General features: G+C 52.7%; 12 protein-coding genes. 9 read left to right on the top strand and 3 right to left on the bottom strand.

Annotated features, from left to right (window positions below):
* Positions 1-83: 83 nt before the first annotated feature.
* A complete protein-coding gene (locus tag M6D81_RS07900; protein WP_262676310.1) occupies positions 84-1,136 on the top strand; it encodes an Ig-like domain-containing protein in 1,053 nt (350 codons plus the stop codon).
* 95 nt (positions 1,137-1,231) lie between these two features.
* The gene (locus M6D81_RS07895; RefSeq protein ID WP_262676309.1) at positions 1,232-2,332 is read left to right on the top strand and encodes a HupE/UreJ family protein; all 1,101 of its coding nucleotides are present in this window, start codon (positions 1,232-1,234) and stop codon (positions 2,330-2,332) included.
* 86 nt (positions 2,333-2,418) lie between these two features.
* Here the strand turns inward: M6D81_RS07895 and M6D81_RS07890 are convergent, their stop codons facing one another.
* The gene (locus M6D81_RS07890; RefSeq protein ID WP_262676308.1) at positions 2,419-3,939 is read right to left on the bottom strand and encodes a PhoX family protein; all 1,521 of its coding nucleotides are present in this window, start codon (positions 3,937-3,939) and stop codon (positions 2,419-2,421) included.
* A gap of 181 nt (positions 3,940-4,120) precedes the next feature.
* On the opposite strand from M6D81_RS07890, the gene M6D81_RS07885 reads away from it, so the two are divergent.
* From M6D81_RS07885 to M6D81_RS07865, 5 genes are read left to right on the top strand one after another with little or no spacing between them, the layout of a single operon-like run.
* Positions 4,121-4,441: a DUF6916 family protein gene (locus tag M6D81_RS07885; protein ID WP_262676307.1), complete on the top strand. Its 321-nt coding sequence runs from the start codon at positions 4,121-4,123 to the stop codon at positions 4,439-4,441.
* A gap of 14 nt (positions 4,442-4,455) precedes the next feature.
* Positions 4,456-4,947, top strand: a complete 492-nt coding sequence (locus M6D81_RS07880) for a phage tail protein (protein ID WP_262676410.1) — start codon at positions 4,456-4,458, stop codon at positions 4,945-4,947.
* Positions 4,948-4,993: 46 nt separating this feature from the next.
* Complete coding sequence (locus M6D81_RS07875) at positions 4,994-5,521, top strand: phage tail protein (RefSeq protein ID WP_317259104.1); 528 nt, start codon at positions 4,994-4,996, stop codon at positions 5,519-5,521.
* Positions 5,522-5,552: 31 nt separating this feature from the next.
* The gene (locus M6D81_RS07870) at positions 5,553-6,080 is read left to right on the top strand and encodes a phage tail protein (protein ID WP_262676306.1); all 528 of its coding nucleotides are present in this window, start codon (positions 5,553-5,555) and stop codon (positions 6,078-6,080) included.
* 32 nt (positions 6,081-6,112) lie between these two features.
* Positions 6,113-12,070 carry an S-layer homology domain-containing protein gene (locus tag M6D81_RS07865; RefSeq protein WP_262676305.1) on the top strand — a complete coding sequence of 1,986 codons (5,958 nt, stop codon included), beginning with the start codon at positions 6,113-6,115 and terminating at the stop codon, positions 12,068-12,070.
* Between the two features lie 68 nt (positions 12,071-12,138).
* On the opposite strand, the gene M6D81_RS07860 is transcribed toward M6D81_RS07865, so the two are convergent.
* Positions 12,139-13,689 (bottom strand): stalk domain-containing protein, encoded by a 1,551-nt coding sequence (locus tag M6D81_RS07860; RefSeq protein WP_262676304.1) that lies wholly within the window; start codon positions 13,687-13,689, stop codon positions 12,139-12,141.
* 178 nt (positions 13,690-13,867) lie between these two features.
* On the opposite strand from M6D81_RS07860, the gene M6D81_RS07855 reads away from it, so the two are divergent.
* Both M6D81_RS07855 and M6D81_RS07850 read left to right on the top strand, forming a co-directional pair.
* Positions 13,868-15,001, top strand: coding sequence for a response regulator (locus M6D81_RS07855; RefSeq protein ID WP_262676303.1), 1,134 nt, complete (start codon positions 13,868-13,870; stop codon positions 14,999-15,001).
* Between the two features lie 26 nt (positions 15,002-15,027).
* Positions 15,028-16,317: an ATP-binding protein gene (locus M6D81_RS07850; RefSeq protein WP_262676302.1), complete on the top strand. Its 1,290-nt coding sequence runs from the start codon at positions 15,028-15,030 to the stop codon at positions 16,315-16,317.
* A gap of 17 nt (positions 16,318-16,334) precedes the next feature.
* Here the strand turns inward: M6D81_RS07850 and M6D81_RS07845 are convergent, their stop codons facing one another.
* Positions 16,335-19,475: a hybrid sensor histidine kinase/response regulator gene (locus M6D81_RS07845; RefSeq protein ID WP_262676301.1), complete on the bottom strand. Its 3,141-nt coding sequence runs from the start codon at positions 19,473-19,475 to the stop codon at positions 16,335-16,337.
* Between the last annotated feature and the right edge of the window lie 12 nt (positions 19,476-19,487).

The raw sequence follows: 19,487 nt of genomic DNA, 5'->3' as shown, positions 1-19,487 counted from the left end.
AATAGCTGTATAACGCTGCTGCCGAGGATAGCTAAGGTTTAGGTTTCATTAAGATGAAAATTGGGAGAAATGGGGAATGGCAAATGAACATAAAACGAAACTCGGTGCGTTTGATCGCTTGTTTCGCGTCAGTCATGATATTGCTTCTCAACGTATCCGCTGCATCTTTCATTCATGTCGCTGAAGCAGCTGCCGATCAGACTTTAACCATGGACAAACTCAAGTACCTAAAGGAGGAAGCCATCACCCTGTCGTACACAGGTGCCGGCGAAAACGGGAAAGATTGGGTCGGCATCTACAAAACCGGAGATGTTCCTCCAGGTGCAGGTGCATCGTTGAGATGGAGTTATTTAAAGGCTGGTGACGGAACGGTCAGTATCGGCAATGGGCTGGCTCCGGGTACGTATGATGCGCTCTTTCTGCTCAATGACGGTTATACGGAAGTGGATCGCAAGACATTCGAAGTCGTGGAACAGATCCCCGTTAACGGGGTGACGCTTGATCAACAGGACGTCGTCTTGACGGAAGGCGAAACCAAAACCTTAACGGCTACGGTTACGCCGGCCAATGCGTACAATACCCAAGTGTCGTGGGAAAGCAGCGATCCTACAGTCGTATCTGTAACCTATACAGGCGGCACAGCTCTGCTTAACGGCCTTATTCCTGGAGAGGCGACTGTGACAGTCACGACTGCTGACGGCAACTTTACGGCTTCCGCCAATGTGACAGTAAAGCAAGAGCTGTCATTGCAGAGCTTGATCGCGAGCGCTCAAGCCAAGCGCGATGAGGCAGTGGAAGGCGATGAGGACGGTCTGTATGCGGCAGGTTCCAAAGCGCAATTGCAGTCGGCAATCGATGCGGCTACCGAAGTAGCAAACGACTCGAATGCTGCTCAGGAGCAGGTAGATAGTGCGAAAGCGGCATTGAAAACAGCGCTTCAAGAGTTTGACGAGCAGATCATCAACGCAGATGTCAATGGCGACGAAAAACGCTCTGTTGGTGACCTGGGCATTGTTGCAGGGGCACACGGCCAATTGCAAGGTCAGGAGAACTGGAATGAAAATGCGGATGTGAATCATGACGGCAAGGTGGATCAAGTCGACCTTGAAATTGTAGCCAGAGCAATATTGCAATAAGATTGCTTTGCATATGTTGAAGTCTGCGAGAGGGAGATCCTTTGTCTTCCTCTCCTGGTCTTAATCTGGTCATTTTTTGAAAAGAGGCATATCTGATGAATGTACGAACTATGAATGCACGAACTTTCCTGTCCTTGTTGATGTTCGTATTGCTTCTTGGAACTTCAACACCTGTACTTGCGCATTCCGAAAGCTTGGGTTACTCCGCAATTACCGTTAAGGGAAATGAGATCAACTATGAGCTGTTTCTGGATAAACGAGATCTGCTGCCGCAGTTTGATGCCAACAAGGATGGCGAAATGGATAACGAGGAGGTGTCCTCGCAAAAAGAAGGTATCGCGACGTTTTTACGGAAATATCTTCGCATAGCTGTCGATTCCAACCCTTTGACAATGGAATTGCTGTCGATAGAAGCGGTAACCAGAGATGCTACAAGAGGCGTGGTGTTCCAATTGCAATTTACCGCCGATGAAGCAATCGAGCAATTTGATATGCATTACAATCTGGTGTACGAGGACGCCCCTTTCCATAAGAGCATACTCTCGGTCCAGGCAGGGGAATTTCTCTATCAGGACATTCTTGAGAATCATAGAAAAGATATTCAGGTAACCATGCCTCTGTCCCAGATTGACGCCTCTGCTCAGGCGGGTACCGGCTCTGTCTTGTGGAAGTACTTCGTAATTGGAATCGAGCATATTTTAATCGGCTATGATCACTTGCTGTTTCTGTTAGCGTTAGTATTAATCGCACCTCGCTTTAAGGATGCGTTAAAGATTGTTACCGCATTTACAATCGCCCATAGCATCACACTATTCCTGGTGGCGTCGGGCCGCATTCACGTCATCCCGTCATGGGTCGAAGCCTTGATCGCCCTATCCATCTGTTATGTGGCGGTGGAGAATCTGTTTGTGCACAAGGCGAAATGGCGGTGGATATGGACAACCGTATTTGGCCTGATTCACGGCATGGGCTTCGCCGGAGCCTTGGCTGACATTGGACTTCCCGAGCACAATCTGATCGGCTCGCTCGTGACGTTTAATTTAGGAGTGGAAGCGGGTCAGATCATGGTGCTGTGCTTATTGCTTCCAAGCTTGATATGGCTGCAGAGATTTCCGTGGTATCGTAAATTCATGCTCTCGACATCTTGCCTGATTTTCCTGGTAGCATTGTATTGGTTAATCGAAAGGCTGCAATGAGGCAAGCCTCCAACCCCGCTCTCATGCGGGTTTGGAGGCTTATTTGTTTGAAGCTGGGACAACCCCTTTATGGTTGGAAGCGTGCTTCACGCTTTTGTTATAGCGACAACCGCATTATGCTCGGCATTCTCCAAGGAGCATACGGCTGCGAAGATAGAACCGTCAGGTGCAAATGCGGGCGCGGACAGTACCGCAGACCCTGGCGCGTACGCGAAGGCCTGTGCCTTATCGAACGCATCGCCTGATGGCGCAAGCATATAGAGGGCATTATTGCCGAAGGGAGCATATGCGCCCTGGTGAAGCTGCTCGGCCGTTATATCCGTCGCCACCCACAATCGACCGAAAGGATCGAATGCCAGCGGACCGGGAGAGCTGATCGCCGAACGAAGGCCGCCTGTCACCATTTGATCGGATTGAAAGCCGGTTGCCGCAGCATCGTTATTCTTTTCCAGGATTCTAATAATGCTGCCATGGCCGTGTCCGGCCCGGTCATTGCCCGTCTGTGAGAGGAATACGGATTGATCGACGGGATGAAGCGCGATTCCCCGAGCATGCTCCAGCAACGTTGCTCCCAGCACCAGTGCCGATTCCTCCGCATAGGCCAGCACATCAGCCTGCTCCTTCAGCAAGCCGAGCAGTTCTTCGCGCAAACGTTGTACCCCTGCCGGCATCCGATAAGACGGGTCGCCCAGTATGCGTCTTATGGGCTCAACGGACAGTTCAAGCCACTGTCCTCCGCCCAGATCGGCTGCGTACAGCTTGCCATCCTCCAGCAAGCGAGAATTTCCTATTCCTGCGGCCGGATCGTATTTTCCGCGGCTAACATATTTGAAGAATACTTGTCCCCCCGTCATATAGACTACAGCATGTCCGCTTGCCGCGATGGCGATATTCATGCTGCCATGCGAGAACCGTCCCAAGGCGGTATGCTTATAAGCGGTGATGCCGGTGTCGGCGGAGTGGATTTCAGCCGTCCATCCGTACGACTGCGGATTGATGCCGGCGATATGAGCGCCCTTGTTGTATGTCGATTCCCCTGCCAGCATGGTGCCCCATGGCGTCATCCCGCCATAACCGTTGCTCCATACGCCTTGCGCGATTGAAGCTCCGTTCAGTGAACGAGCGTTTTTGCCCGGTCCGGTAAAGGCAAGCCGGCTATTCGCATTCAGCTCCCGGAAGCTGTCAGACTTCGTCCAAAGCCCATTGTGCCGGCGCTGTATGTCGATTAGAAGAGATCCGGAATCCGACAATGACGCTTCATGAGCAACGGTTTGACCGCATGCCCATAGGACTCCGGTATTTTCACGGTTGCCCTGCCAATATTCTACCTGACGTATATATTTGGCGTTAGACATAAGAGACGACGGGTCCGTGATTGGGCTTGCTATGTATCCCGATGCAACAGTCAGCCGATTAGTCTTTTGCGGAGCTAATTGCGGGAATGCAATAGGTTTGACCGCGGCTGGCGAGGCCGAGCCGGAAGCTGCCGCCGATTCTACCAGAGGGGACAGAGCGGAAGATGCGATAGCCGCGGTAGCTGCAGTAGAGCCTAGATAAGCTAAAAATTTCCGGCGTGATATAGATTGTTGGTTGCGGTTTTCGTTCATGGAAACCTCCATATTATTGTATTCATTGCAATAACAATAAGAGCGGGATTATAGAATTAATTGTTATTTTTGTATATTATCTTTCCCTATCATACATTCGACGCTATAATATTGGAAGGGAAATGATAGAAATTAATTCTTTTATATGATATTGAATATATCTGCTTTTAAGGAGGCTGCTATGCTGTTATCAACAGAAGAACAATGGCAACAGGAGCTGAACACGCCTTTCACCGCTCGCATTGCTGAGTCGTTTGCTACATTTCGACTTGTGGAAGTGAAGAGTCTTGGATGCGCTTCGGGTTATCGTACATACAGTTTATTATTTCAAGGCCCGCAAGAACCGTTGCTGGAGCAGCAGATGATTTCTTTATCTCATGAGGAGCGGGGCGATTGCAATCTCTTCTTGGTGCCTATAGCCAGGGAACAATCCGGCGTAATCTACGAGGCCGTCATGAACAACAGAGACGAGGAGGCAGATTCGTGTCAAGTAATCCGTTAGTTGGTGAAATTCAAATGTTTGCAGGCAACTTTGCGCCGAGTGGCTGGGCGTTTTGTGATGGTCGACTCTTGGCTATCTCGGAACATGACACCTTATACAGTCTGATCGGAACAACGTACGGAGGCGACGGGATAACGACATTCGGCTTGCCGGATTTGCGCGGACGGATTCCCATTCATCAAGGGACGGGACCTGGATTGTCAACATACCACTTAGGAGCGAAAGGCGGAGCGGAGAGCGTTACACTAACCGTCAATCAGGTTCCTCCGCACAGTCACAGCATGCGGGCGCGAGGCGAGCAAGGCAATACGAGCAATCCTGTCGACGCAGTGCCGGCCCTCTCGGCATTGGCCTCTTACAGTGAAGCCGGAAGTGCTCCGATTGGCGATATGGACAGCACAGCTCTGCTAGGTACCGGGGGCAGTCAGCCCCATAACAACATGATGCCGTTTGTATGCGTTCATTTTATTATTTCGTTATTTGGCATTTACCCTTCAAGGAGTTAAATAGAGGCTGGAAGATTAAAAGAGTTTATTACATGGAGGAGATATAATGGAAGCGCAATTAGGAGAAATTCGCATGGTTTCCTTTAATTTTGCGCCGCGGGGCTGGGCGCAGTGCGACGGCCAACTACTGCCTATCAATCAGAATCAAGCCCTGTTCAGTCTGCTTGGAACGACGTACGGCGGGGATGGACGTACGACTTTTGCCCTGCCGGATTTAAGAGGCAGGTCTCCATTGCATGTTGGATCGTCGAATTACGGCGGTCAATATTCCCCAGGGCAGAGAAGCGGCTCGGAGACACACACGCTTTCTGGGGCAGAGCTGCCTCCCCATACCCATGGATTGAAAACAACCAGCGCAGCAGCGTCGCTTCGATCGCCGGTCGGCGCTGTCTATGGCGCAACAGCGGTCAGCAACTACCATAGCTGGGGAGGCGGCGCTGGCGGTGTGGATCGTACGATGAGCGTCTCGGCAGTGGCAGCTGTTGGCGGAGGACAGCCGCATGAGAACAGGCAGCCTTATTTGGTTATAAACTTTGTTATTGCTCTGCAGGGAGTATTCCCGTCCAGCAATTAACTGAGGATAAGAGAACGGAGGATATTTACATATGATTGAACCATTTATCGGAACGATTATGATGTTCGGCGGCAACTTCGCTCCGCGGGGCTGGGCATTTTGCAATGGACAACTGTTGCCCATTTCTCAGAACACAGCATTGTTCTCCTTGCTTGGCATTACGTATGGCGGTGACGGTCGATCGACTTTCGCTCTGCCGAACCTTCAGGGAAGAGTTCCTATGCATCCTGAACAGGGGCCGGGCTTAACACTAAGAGGCTTAGGTGAGCAAGGGGGAGCTTCAACGGTTACATTAACAGAGGCGCAAATCCCTCAGCATGCCCATCAATTAAAGCATGGGTCCGCGGTTGTCCCGCAAGGAAATCCGTTAAATGCACTCCCGAGCGAGACCTCGGGGAGAAGAGGGGGCGAGCTTTATGCTGCGCCGGCAGTCGGAGAACTGATGCATCGCGATGTCTTGTCGACAGCCGGCGGTGGACAAGCGCACTCCAATATGAGCCCTTATTTGGGAATCAATTTTGTCATTGCTTTGTACGGGGTGTATCCTAGCCGATCGTAAGGGGAACCAACGTGGAAGAAGGAGACGAGGAGATGGGATTGCAAAAAGGCAGGAGAGGATCAGCTCGTGGTGTGGTTGCGCGTGCAAGCTTATTGTTGGCCATTGCTCTGCTGGCGATGTCGGGAATCGCGACGACGGCAGAGGCGGGAACGGTAGGGTGCGGCCCGGATCGCGTGAACGAATTGCGGGCGGCCATTACAGCGAGCAATGCATCAGCAGCTGTGGATACGATTCATCTGGGGGCTTGCGATTATGAACTGTCCGGTGGACCGTTGCAAGTGGAAGCGGCCGTTAGCCTGATCGGTTCCGGCAGCGGCGCCGGAGGGACGAGGCTTATTGGCAATGGCGATCGTGCCGTCGTGATTAACGAGCATGCATCGGATTCATTCGGGGATGTCCATATGGAAGCGTTGTCGATTATGAACGGACAAGCTCCTGACGGGATGGCTTTCGGCGGAGCAGGCATATTCGCGGATACGGGTGACGGAACTTTAACGCTACGAGATGTCGTAGTGAGTAACAATAGGACGGGGAATGACGGCTCCGGAGGCGGTTTGTATGTATCCGGACCGTCCGGCGGCAAGCTTGTATTGGACCGTGCGGTAATAGAAGACAACTTTGCCGCTGTTAACGGAGGCGGTTTATTCGTTGACGGCGATATCGCTCTAACGATTGATTCTACTAACTTCCAGAATAATGTAGCGGATCGATGGGCGGGTGGAGGCATGGCTGCAATGCCTGATGCCGGTACTGGAAAGCATGAAATTAAAAACAGCTCATTCATCGGCAATGAGGCAAGGGGAACGCTCGGCGGAGGCATGGGGGTCGGCGGAGGCGCTGCTGTATATGCTGCAGATACGGTTATCGTGAACAGTACGTTCAGCGGCAACCAAGCCAGAGATGGAGGCGGCGGTATGCTGATCGCTGCCAATCCTGTTCCGCAGAGTGCCGTTAGTCCGCGCTTGAGCCATATAACGATGACGAATAATAATAGTCAGTTAAAGCCCGGGGGCGGTATATTGCTTGCTGCCGGCTCTGCGGTATTAACCAGTTCGATTATATCCGGAAATACGGCCCCGTCTTGGCCGGACCGGGCGGATATCGGACTTGGCGCCGGCAATGTGCCGCAGCTTGACGCTGCAAGCAGTCAATACAATGTGCTGACGATGGCGGCAGGGGTGTTCAACGGAGATATGGAGTCGGGGCATAATATCATCGTGGGCAATGCCGGACTGCTTCCGCTGGCGGATAATGGGGGGTACACCCCTACTCATGCACTTGCGGCGGACAGTGCGGCAAGGAGCGTTGGAGGTCCAGTGACGACAGATTCAGAGTACGATCAGCGAGGATTTCCGCGTCTAGTGGATGACGCCGCTGCTGCCGGTTCATTCGAAGGGTGGAGCTTCGAAGTCACGGCTAATAACGCCTTCTCGCAATTGTTGAATATGAGAGATGCGACGGACTTGTCAGCCATGAGGAGCAGCGAGAATCCAAGCGGTCTTATTGCGAGCGACTTGCCGCTCGAAGAGATAGGGACGAATCGCACATTGAAGGTGACACCTGCGACAGGTAGAGCCGGGCATGTATCGTATACGTTAACGGCGACAAGAACGATAGACGGCGTCCCTCATTCCTTGAGCTCGACCTTGGAGCTGGAGGTTGTCGCTTATCCGGATCTGACAGTGGACATTACACCGATCGGCAGCTTCTATCAGACGCAGACAGGGGCGCAATATGAGATACAAGTAGCGAACAATGGAATTGTGGACACCAATGAAGCAGTAACATTGATGCGCGGGGCGCATAGCGGCTTAACGGTCACTGGTATTGATACGTCCGATGGCTGGTCATGCGTCGGCTTGACAGGCGCTTGCACGCGCTCTGTTCCGCTGGCGGCGGGTGCGACTTCTACGCTGACTGTCACTGTTGACGTTGCGGCCAATGCGACGAGCCCGGTCAATCTGACAGCACAGGTATCTGGCGGCGGAGAAAAGGCGACAAGCAACAACGAGGCTGCCGTACCGGTGCAGATTCATACCATTCCTCATGTGCAATCGCTGTCCGTGCCTGCCAATGCTGTGTACAAAGCGGGGGACACTCTTGCCTTCGAAGTGCTATATGATGGCAATGTGTCAGTCAACGAGACAGGCGGCAAGCCGGCCTTGATGCTTGACATTGGAGGGGAGCCGAAGCAAGCGCTATATAGCGGCGGCAGCGGCACCGCCGTACTCCGGTTTGCCTATACGATTGAAGAGGGAATGCAGGATTCCAACGGGATTGGATTAACGGGATTAGATCTGAATGGCGGTACGATGTTAAGCGATAACGGGGTGCCGGTTGGACTCGCATTAGCTGGAGTGCCTGCGCTCGGAGGCGTTCAGATCGATGCGAAGAGACCTGTTATAACAACGGTCGCCGTTCCTGCTGCAGCATGGTATAAGGAAGGCGATGAATGGATCTTCCAGGCGCAATTCGATGAGACCATCGAGGTTACGGGATCGCCTGTGCTGAAGCTTCGGATCGGAAGCTCCAGTATTGAAGCGCCGTTTGATACGCATAGCGGATCATCAGCAAGCTTCAAGCTGACCGTCCCAAGTGGGCAGATGGATGCGGACGGAATTGAAATGACAGGGCTTGAGCTGAATGGCGCAACGATTAAGGATGCGGCAGGCAATGCGGCCAATCTGGCGCTTCCGGGCAGCTTGGACACTTCAGGGATTAAAGTGGATAGTGTAGTTCCTTCTATAACGGGGATCATGACTATTGTCGTCAACGGAACCTATTCAGCAGGCGCTGAGCTTGACTTCAAGGTCAGCTTCCAAGAACCAGTGCATGTGGCGGGTGCGGGAACATCGAGATTGGCACTGCAAATAGGTGATGACAGGAAGTATGCCGACTATGTACAAGGTTCGAACAGCCAAGAACTTATCTATCGCTACACGGTGCAGTCCGGCGATCTGGACGGCGACGGCATAGCATTCGCAGGGATCGCGCCGCTGGAGCTGAACGGAGCAACGATTAAGGATGCGGCGGGCAATGCGGCGGATATAAGCTTCACGGCGCTGCCGGACATAAGCGGCATTATAGTGGATGCGACGGCACCGGCCATCACAAGCGTGGCAATCACGCCAGGCACCTACTTGACTGGGGCTACACTGCGCTTGACGGTGAACTACGATGAAGCGGTTATCGTAACGGGCGGCATGCCAAAGCTGCCGCTGACGATAGGCAGCCGGTCGGTTGAAGCAGCGTATGCTTCGGGAACAGGAAGCTCGGCGCTTGTCTTCACGTATACGCTGGAGGCGAATCTGGAGGATGCCGACGGCATCGAGTTGGCCGCGGCGGTGCTGCCGGGTACGGCGGAAGTGAAGGATGCCGCAGGCAACGAGGCTTCCCATGCCGTGCCGGCGCCGCTGCATCTGACGGACGTGCTGGTGGATACCGTTGTGCCAGTGGTGCAGTCGGTTGCACTGATAGACGGCGTATACCGGACGGGGGACGAACTGGCGATCACCGTCACTTATAGCGAAGCGGTAGAAGTGGATGCGGTGAACGGCACGCCGTTCATTGCATTCCGGATCGGCGGTACCGGCTACCGGGCATCCTACGATTCCGGCAGCGGCACCAATGCGCTGAAGTTTCTGTACACCGTTGCTGTGAATGATGGGAACGGGGAATCTGTGGATCTAAGCGGGGCAGCAGCCATTGAGCTGAACGGCGGAACGGTGAAGGATGCCAGCGGCAATGCGGCTGCGTTGACGCTGTCCGGCATTGGGGATACGTCCGAAGTCGTCGTGGACAGCACGATTCCGGCGATGACGGGAATGACAGTGCCAGCAGATGGCACGTATGTAGCAGGTGATGTACTTACCTTCCGTGTCACGGTCAGCGAGCCGGCAGCCGTGAATACGACAGGCGGCAAGCCCCTCTTGCAGCTTGATATGGGAGGCATTGCGAAGGAAGCGCAATATGATGGGACTGCATCCAGCCCTACTGAATTGGTGTTCGCGTACGAGGTGCAGTCCGGCGATCTGGACGGCGACGGCATAGCATTCGCAGGGATCGCGCCGCTGGAGCTGAACGGAGCAACGATTAAGGATGCGGCGGGCAATGCGGCGGATATAAGCTTCACGGCGCTGCCGGACATAAGCGGCATTATAGTGGATGCGACGGCACCTAACGCAGTGGAAGCGGATATTCCTTTGGAAGGCATCTATAAGGCTGGAGAAAAGCTGGAGTTCCATATTACAGTTAGCGAACCTGTAGTTGTCCATAATATTGGTGGTACACCATCGATAGAGCTTATTATCGGAGGGACAACGGTTCAAGCTGAATACGCAGGATCGAGTGCAATGCCAACTGACAAGCTGACGTTTGTCTACACAATTGCCGAAGGTGTGAACGATGAGGACGGCATAGAGTGGGGAACAACTATGAAGCTGAACGGCGGAGCTATAGCGGATGCGGCAGGCAATGCCCTTATGCTGTCATTGCCGTCTGTTGATCTGAGCGGTATACATGTGGATACGAAAGCGCCAGATGCTCCCGTATTTACGATAACGGATGGAGAAGCGTTCTTCACCCGCAATCCAATGATTAACGGTACTGCAGAAGCGGGAAGCGAGGTCACCGTTACAGCCGTTGATCTTCATATTCAAGGCGTCGCTACGACAGCGGCTGACGGAACGTGGTCCATTGAGTTGGTTGATGTGCCTCTTGGCAAAGTTGAACTGTTCGCAACGGCAACAGATGCGGCCGGCAATGTCAGTGAGGAGAGCAGCATGTTCATCTCTGTACAGACAATCGGCAGCGTTCATATCCCTTGGCACGAGCTTTCTGTTATTCGAATCGTGTCAGATGCTGGGAGTACGTCTTATGCGATCGCGCCGGAGCAAGCCCGTTCCGGACATAAGGTCATACATGTGGATACGGATAGCGAAACGCAGGTGAATATTAGTAGAAAAGTTCTAAATGATACATTAGCCATGAATAAGGACTTTGCTCTGGAGGTTCGAAATAATCGTGGTAGTGTGCTGCTTTCGTTCGCAAATGTAAAGAAGGCGTTCGCGGACAAAACAACGGCCGATATGGAGACGATCACCTTGAAGATTGGCGAGTCGGACAAGGCGGTTCATGCTAAAGTTCAACAGATCGCAAAGCGGCTTGGGGCTAGAACGGTGATTAGTCCTGTAACCTTTACTGTCCAGTATCGCGATATGCTAGGTGAAGAAGGGGGACTGGATGCGGAGGAGATGCTCAGCCTGTCGGTAACGGTAAGCGGAGAGAAGCCTGTGGAAGGCTCCATATTGGCTCAATGGGATGAGATTGCTCAGGAATTGAAGTTTATATCTTCCAACTTCCAGTATGATGAGCAACAGCACAAATGGTACGTTCAATCCAGTGGCCATTCAGCTGGAACTTATATGATCTTAAATCGTCCTGTAGCATTTCCTGATCTCGCGGATCATTGGTCCCGCCATGATGTGGAACTATTAGCTTCTATGCTCATTATTGAGGGGCGGAGCGATTCCAGATTTGATCCGGAAAGTTCAATTACTCGAGCGGAATTCACTTCTCTGCTGTCCAGGATATTAGGACTGGAAGCTGAAGAAGCAGAATCGCCATTCAGCGATGTGAACGGACGATGGTATGAGAAGGCTGTAACCGGAGCGACGAATGCAGGAATCGTTACGGGGTATCAGGATGGAACGTTCCGTCCGAATGCGGTCGTTACCCGTCAGGAAATGGCTATTATGATTGTTCGAACATTGCGTTACTTAAATATTGCTCTGGAAAACACGGACCAGTCATTCAACGATCAGGATGACATAGCAGATTGGGCAGAAGAGGCCGTTCAGCTTGCCGCTGCCGCCGGTATTGTCCGGGGGGACGAGCAAGGCAACTACCAGCCTGCTGACTATGCCAGCCGTGCTGAAGCGGCAGTCATGCTGATCAGACTAATGCGTTACAGCGGCTTGTCCATATGGTGAAGAGGTTAAAGCGAAGAAAGAGGGCGGCCGGGATGCCGCCCTCTTTCTTCCATTACAGGATGCTGTCATTATTCGAAAATCTGCCATCCTTCGGGATCGGACTCCAGCTCCACATCCTCGGAAGCCATCTCGTAGCTGAGCGTTGCGGAGGCATAAGAATGCTGACCGAATACGACGTAGGTGAAGCATTCGTCGACACCCAGCACATCGCCCCAGTGGGCTTGCGCGTAACCGTTCATGAAGGCGATCTTGTCTTCCTGCGACAGCTCGTTGAACTGCTGCAGATGCTCTTCCGAGCCCAGCTCGATGAACATCATCGCCTGCTGCGGAGTAAGTCCCAGATTATTGTTTTCGAAGCCGTCAATAACAAAATGATCCGCCCACATCCGCAGCTGCTTTATCGTATAAGCGGTGCTGTTGGACGTCTCCTCGGGATTCTCGTCGATCTCGCCGTCGAAGAACTGCCCAGCGTGGATAACGGTTCCGTCTGAAGCCTTCAGGACGCCCTGACCTTCCACCATGCCCTCGAACACATCGCCAATGTATCGTCTGCCGTCATCGTAGTAGAGGATGCCTACACCCGATTGCTCGAAGAAGGTTACGCTTCCACGGTATGTGAGCTCGCCTGCTTCATTGTAGAACGCGCCCATGCCATGCGGGTTGTTGTTCCGATAGTCGCCCTTGTACCACAGCTTCCCGTCTGCATAAGTCTCTCCCGCTATTTTGGAGCCATGGTACCATTCGCCCGTATTCGTCAGCTCCCCGTCTATATACTCCCGCCCGTTGCCATGGGCATAGCCGAGATAGAAGCCTCCTTCGTACTTGAAGCCTTCCCCGTGGTACGTGCCTTCCCCGTGGAATGCATCGTGCTGGAACATGCCTTCATAAATCAATTGATCTTCGGCTGTATACAGCTTGCCTTCACCTTTTCGCATGCCGTCAGCGTATTCGCCGATATGGTACGAGCCGTTGTCATAGACGGCCTTTCCAAGTCCATGGAAGCGGTTGTTGCGGAACTTTCCTTCATAGTAGGAATCGGGGTTGGCGGCATCGTACATGATGCCGTTGCCTTCAATGACGCCGTTGACGACTTCGCCCTCATACAGCAGAGTGTCTTTATAGAAGTACTTACCTTTTCCATCCGGCTTGCCGTCCACGTTGTCGCCTTCGTATACGGTATCGTTCGAGAACAGCATGCCGAAGTTATAGGAAATCACCGTCTGGTTAATGCCGACTGTCCGCGTATCGCCGTCCCACAGCACTCTTCTGCCTGTCGCCTCACCGACGAAGCGAAGCGGAATCATCGTATTGCCGTCCTTCAGCACCGGAGCTTGCAGCAGCGTTACCTCCAAGCCATTCACGCGGGCCGTCTTGCTGCCGATGATCAATTCGATCTTCAGCCGTTCCTTCGTGCCGGTGACCGTTCTTGTCTCTCCGTCCCAGCCGAGCTCCAGTCCGAATGCTTCGAAGAGCGGCCGGAATTGGACCATTGTCGTGCCGCTCTCGATATAGGGATCAATCTCGAACGTCAACTGCTCGGCATCATTGAAGACGGCGATAGGCTGCGGTTCGGGCTCCGGCAGGAGCGTATTCTCAACGGTAACGCCTCTCGCCTGCAATTCCGCTACTGCATATCAGAATAAACGAGCTTAACCATTTCTTACTGTGTGTTTGCAACAATTTGCATTTCTCCACCTTTCGACAGTCATGTATAATATAACGTAACTATAATTCGCTGTTGCTTTGGTATTTCCTTCTAATATTAGGGATGATGGTATGCGGGCAGGAGGCGTGCATATGAGAATAATGCTGGTTGATGACGAGAAGCTGTCGATTGTTCAGATGAGGATGCTGCTGGAGAAGATTGAAGGCATTGAAATTGCAGGAACCTATATGGACGCCATAGAGGCTATTCAGGCGGTGAAGGAGCTGCGGCCGGATGTGGTGTTCCTTGATATATCCATGCCCGTCATGAACGGGCTGCAAGCGGGCGTTCATATTCAGAATGAGCTGCCCGATATCGAGATCGTATTCGTGACTGCTTATGACAGCTATGCCATACAGGCTTTCGAGCTGAATGCGCTGGACTATCTGCTCAAGCCCGTTCATCATGAGCGGCTGCAGAAGACGATCGGACGGCTTCGTACGCGCATACAATCCGCCCCGTCGTCGGCGGGTCAGGCCAAGGAAGGGGAGCAGCGGATCTGCTTCTTCCAGAACATTCGCATCCAGCAGCCGGGGCGAGAGCCGGAGCTGATCAAGTGGCGCACGAACAAAGCGCAGGAGCTGTTCGCTTACTTGTTCCACTATCGCAACCAGATTGTAAGGAAGGATAGTCTGCTGGAGCTGCTGTGGTCGGGGATAGAGGAGAAGAAAGCTTCGCAGCAGCTCTATACGACAATCTATCAGACCCGCCGCACGTTGAAGGAGATTAGCGGCGAGGAGATACAGATTCAGAATGCGAGATTGACCGAGGGCTACAAGCTGTATTGGGGCAATGTTGCCGCCGATGTGAGCGAGTGGGAGGAGAAGCTCGGTGCTCTGGCGCCGCTTCACGCAAGCGGTATTCAAGGCTATGAACAGGTTCTTGCCGATTATGAGGGCGGTTATTTGGCGGATTACGACTATGCCTGGGCGCAAGCGGAGCAGGACCGGCTGAGACGGCTCTGGATTGCGCATGCCATCAAGCTGAGCGACTACTATATGGCAGAGGGGGCATGGGAAGATGCGATTCGCATTCAGCTGCATATGCAACGAGTGGACCCGCTGGTAGAGGAAAGCTATTTCAACCTTATGAAGCTGTATTACGATATTCAACATCCGACAGGGATGGAGGAGCAATACCGCTCGCTGGCCGCCATACTGGAGCAGGAGCTTGATGCGGTTCCAAGCGAAGAAGTGACGAAGTGGTATCATGCCCATCGTGCGTAGAGGAATAAAGAATAAAGGAGTTATCTATGAAGAGTTCTATCGATCATAACATTCCATTTATAGTACAAGGATTGGATTCGGAGCATCGCAAGTCCAATTCCGCATCCTACTTTCATTACCCTGCCGTCGTGCAGCGCATAAAGGATACGCTTCAGCAGCGATTCTCGACATCCTTCCAGCTGTATGAGGAGGACAATCAGGATCTGTGGCATGCGCTGGAGGAGGATATTCGCAGCGGTTACCCCGGAGTGGAGCATTGCGCAAGCCTGTTCGATCTGGCCAGTACGCGGACATTCAGCTATGTGCAGGAGGCCGGATTCCAGTCCGCTTATCATCTGCGTCCGTCCGTATTGAACAATTTGTTCCTGTACCCGGAGTATTGCGTCGCCTTCGCCAGAATTCCGTACGAGATGCACTACGGATTGGGCCATGAAGAGCTGATCTTCGCGGAGAATGACGATTGTATGCGGATGTTCCTGGAACATATTCGCAAGCGGCAGCTATCCGAGGGCAAGGTGCACGTGTTCACGGATACCGACGACGGGCTGGAGCAGGAGCGCAAGGGGGCGATGCAGGACGTCACGCGCGACGACGTATTCATGGAGGATTCGCTGAAGACGCATATCTATCGATCGGTGGACGAATTCTTCTCCAAGGACGGGGCGTTCTTCCGGCAATACGGCATCCCTTACAAGAGAGGAATTCTATTGTACGGCAAGCCGGGCAACGGCAAGACGACGCTGGTGAAGTCGATTGCGACAACAGTGAAAGCGCCGATCGCGTATTGGCAGATTACGGAGTATACCTCCAGCGATTCCATTAAGGAAGTATTCGCGGCGGCGATGAAGATGGCGCCGATGGTGCTGGTTATCGAGGATATCGATTCCATGCCGGAATCGTGCCGTTCCTACTTCCTGAATACGCTGGACGGGGCGAGCTCCAAGGAAGGCATATTCCTCATCGGCACGACGAATTACCCGGAGCGGATCGATCCGGCGCTTATGAATCGCGCCGGTCGCTTCGACCGGGCCTATGAGGTGAAGTCGCCGGTCGAGCAGCAGCGCCATGCTTATCTCATCCGCAAAGGTCTTGGCGGATTCCTCTGCGAAGAGCAGGTTGACGCCGCAGCGGAGCTGACGGAAGGCTTCACCTACGCCCAGCTCGGTGAGCTGTATGTGTCTGCCGCTCTGCAGATGCATTACGAGAGCGAAGTGCAGCTGGAAGGGCTCATTGCGGAGATGAAGTCCGACTTCTCCAAAGGTCACAGCGGCGATTGGATAAGCAAGGAGCGCTCCAGAACGTTGGGATTCGTATAACCGGCAGGCATGGCGGACTAAGTATCGTTCCAGGGAATGCGGAACGATACTGTCGTGCCTTCACCTTGCCTGGAGGATATCGCTAGGCCGCTGCCGTATAGCTGCAGCAGCCTTCTGTTCGTATTGTATACCCCGATCCCCCCGCTGTTCTTATGAGCCGTAAGCAACAGCTTATCCGCCATATGCTGATCCATGCCTTTCCCGTTATCCTCCACCTCAATCCGAATATCGCTGCCCTGCCGAGAGATGCGTATACAGATCTTCACACCTTCCCGCTGTGCATGAAGCCCGTGCTTGACGGCATTCTCCACCAGCGGCTGAATCGTCAGCGGAGGGAGGAGTACCCCGATGGACGAATCCGCTTCCCAGCGAATGTCCAGTCTTTCTTCGAAGCGCTGCTTCTCGATATAGAGATACGTCCGAACGAGCTCCAGCTCATACTGGAGCGGAACTAGCTCCCCGGCGTTCAGGAAGTCGAAGCTTATCCGCAAGTATGAGGTGAAAGCTTTTATCAGCTTAGACATCTTATCCTGATCGATATGGCTGAGCGCCATGATGGAATTCAACGTGTTGAACAGGAAGTGCGGCTGAATCTGGGCCTGCAAGTAGGCAGCCTCCAGCTGCAGTCTTTCCTTGACGGAATGCTTCAAGGCGGCAAGCGCTTCGATGCGGGCATTCAGCTCTGCAACATTGACCGGCTTGGCGATGTAATCGTTCGCTCCGGCCATGAAGCCAGCGTAAATATCGGTTGGCTGACTTCGTGCCGTCAACAGCAGAATCGGCAGCTCCGGCAGGGCATACTGCTCTCTTATTCTTCGCGTTAATTCATAGCCGGACATGTGCGGCATCATGACATCTATGATGAGCAAGTCCCACGGATTCATGCGCAGCAATCGAAGTGCCTCCTGGCCGGATGAGACGCAGGTGATCGAGTATTGCTCCGATGGCAGTATGCTTGTCAGCACCTTCAAGTTGATAGGATCATCGTCCACTGCCAAGATGTGAAATGTCCTCGCGGAGACAGCAACCGTCCTGGTATCGTTAAGCATCTCTTCTTCCAATCGCGATGATGGAAGCGGCTTGTAAGGATCAACTGTTGCAGGCTCCTCCCGAAGCAAAGGCTGCTGCCTCGCTGCCTCGATCATGCCGGAGTTGCTTAGCGGCAATGTGAAGCTGAAGGTCGATCCTCTTCCCGGTTCCGAGATAACGGCAATATCGCCGCCATGAAGTATGACGAGTTGTTTGCTGATGCTCAATCCTAGCCCGATGCCGCCTCTGCTGCTTGATTCTGTTATCCCTTGTTCGTAAGGCTGGAATAGGTTCGCTTGCGTATCCTTATCCATGCCTATGCCGCTATCTGTGACGGAGATGATGGCCATGCTTCCGCTTGTAGCGGCAGCAATTTCTATTACTCCTTCGTCCGTATAAGTGACTGCATTCTGCACAAGATTGATGAGAATCTGTACAAGCCGTTGTTCATCCGCTTCGATAAGCGGGAAGTCATCCCTGATATTCATCTGCAATTCAACCGGTTTCCCTTGTATCCGATAATGCAGCATATCGATGATTCCCGAAGCAATCGGGCCGATTCGCAGCTGCTCCTTCTGCAGGACAATCCGGCCTTCTCTCAACTGGGCGATCTCCAGCAAGTCGTCCAACAGATACGACATTCGCCTACTGATACTGACCAGCAGCTCCATATCCTTGCGATTGCTGCTGCTCATGGAAGCCTTCTCGCTAGTGGCAACATTCTGGGCGATGCTAATAATGCCGTGAAGAGGCGTTCTCAGCTCATGCGAAGTGTTGGCGAGGAACTGGTCCTTCAGCTTGTCGGCTTCCATCAGCTTCATGTTCATTCCGGCATTTTCTTCGGCATTGAGTATATACTTCTTGAACCAGTAGGACGAGAATCCGATAATCGCTGTAATAATATCGATGGGATAATACATACCGACTTTCTCGTAAGGCAAGAATATCCCCCATAAGACGCTGGATGCCACACTGGCGGCGGCAATCAGCAGGAATACGGCATTGCGGTGCTCCATTGCGACCAGCTTGCCGAACAGCCAGATGCACCATGTTAAAGGGAAGAGGTAGAGAAGCAAGGGCAGCCGTGTCAGAAGCGAGTAATAAACGGGTACGATAGGCGCTGCGAGAATAAATAGGGAATATAGAATGAGCGCAGCCCGATAGATTCCCCATAGCCGCTTTGCCGCTTTGGCGCGCAAGAAACTTTTGGCCAGCATCAGAGTGAAGAAAGGAAACCAAAGATAAGCCAATAACGTCAGCTTGGTTGACCATGTATAATTGATGAACAGCCATGTGTGCAGCAGTCCATCGTGACTTGTGATAATGGTCGCACCGGCTGTTAGAAGCAGCAGCAGAAATACCAGGAATAATGTCTGCTTGCGATTAAAGAAATAAAGGATGCAGCAATATAAGCTATGCAGCAACAGAATAATGAAGGTTGCAAGCTGAAGGCCGATGGAATTAAACCGCTTCTTATCAAGTTCGTACACCGAGGCGAATTGAATCGAATTCGTTAATCCTCCACTCCGCGGATTGACGTAATTGCCTACCTGGATCAGCAAGTCCATCTGGGACTGGCCTTCCGGCTCATAAGTGACAGTATAGGAACCCGTTCTGGGGGAGGTATCGCGACGGGAAGTTCCGGGCTTGCCATACTCGGCAAGCTTCTCCCCATTAATCTCCACAATAGATGAAGATTCCACGTCAAGCAACCATAAGGCAAGCGGATCTTGGATATCCGGGTTCAGCAGGATGCGCAATCGATACGTTCCCGTGCCGTAAGAAAGATGGTCGCCGCTTACAGAGTCCTTCCAATCACTAGGAACCGATATGAATTGCGGGATGTCTCCGCTGAGCTGCGCCAAATCCTGCTGCAACAAGAGCTGGTTCGGATAAAACTCCCATTCCCCGTCCAAGGTGATAGGAGGGGAGTGCTTGAAGTCCCATCCCCGAAGGTCGACAACACCTTGAACCGCGTGCGGGTGCTCGGGCGGAGTGTTGTCGGTCAGCCACCAAAGGCGGAGGGACAGCATGACAGTAAGATAGAGTATGATGAGCAATAAGTACTTGATCACTTTTCGTCGGTTTATAGGCTTCATAAGTGATGTTAATTCGACAAATTTCTTCATTTTCCTTCCATT

Source organism: Paenibacillus sp. J5C2022 (assembly GCF_025567625.1).
Taxonomy (GTDB): Bacteria; Bacillota; Bacilli; order Paenibacillales; family Paenibacillaceae; genus Pristimantibacillus.
This window is presented reverse-complemented; position numbering and strand designations above follow the sequence as displayed.

What these genes read in the sequence shown, in the direction of transcription:
- M6D81_RS07900 (WP_262676310.1), top strand. Translation starts at nt 84, where the DNA reads ATGAACATAAAACGAAACTCGGTGCGTTTGATCGCTTGTTTCGCGTCA.
- M6D81_RS07895 (WP_262676309.1), top strand. Translation starts at nt 1,232, where the DNA reads ATGAATGTACGAACTATGAATGCACGAACTTTCCTGTCCTTGTTGATG.
- M6D81_RS07890 (WP_262676308.1), bottom strand. Translation starts at nt 3,939, where the DNA reads ATGAACGAAAACCGCAACCAACAATCTATATCACGCCGGAAATTTTTA.
- M6D81_RS07885 (WP_262676307.1), top strand. Translation starts at nt 4,121, where the DNA reads ATGCTGTTATCAACAGAAGAACAATGGCAACAGGAGCTGAACACGCCT.
- M6D81_RS07880 (WP_262676410.1), top strand. Translation starts at nt 4,456, where the DNA reads ATGTTTGCAGGCAACTTTGCGCCGAGTGGCTGGGCGTTTTGTGATGGT.
- M6D81_RS07875 (WP_317259104.1), top strand. Translation starts at nt 4,994, where the DNA reads ATGGAAGCGCAATTAGGAGAAATTCGCATGGTTTCCTTTAATTTTGCG.
- M6D81_RS07870 (WP_262676306.1), top strand. Translation starts at nt 5,553, where the DNA reads ATGATTGAACCATTTATCGGAACGATTATGATGTTCGGCGGCAACTTC.
- M6D81_RS07865 (WP_262676305.1), top strand. Translation starts at nt 6,113, where the DNA reads ATGGGATTGCAAAAAGGCAGGAGAGGATCAGCTCGTGGTGTGGTTGCG.
- M6D81_RS07855 (WP_262676303.1), top strand. Translation starts at nt 13,868, where the DNA reads ATGAGAATAATGCTGGTTGATGACGAGAAGCTGTCGATTGTTCAGATG.
- M6D81_RS07850 (WP_262676302.1), top strand. Translation starts at nt 15,028, where the DNA reads ATGAAGAGTTCTATCGATCATAACATTCCATTTATAGTACAAGGATTG.
- M6D81_RS07845 (WP_262676301.1), bottom strand. Translation starts at nt 19,475, where the DNA reads ATGAAGAAATTTGTCGAATTAACATCACTTATGAAGCCTATAAACCGA.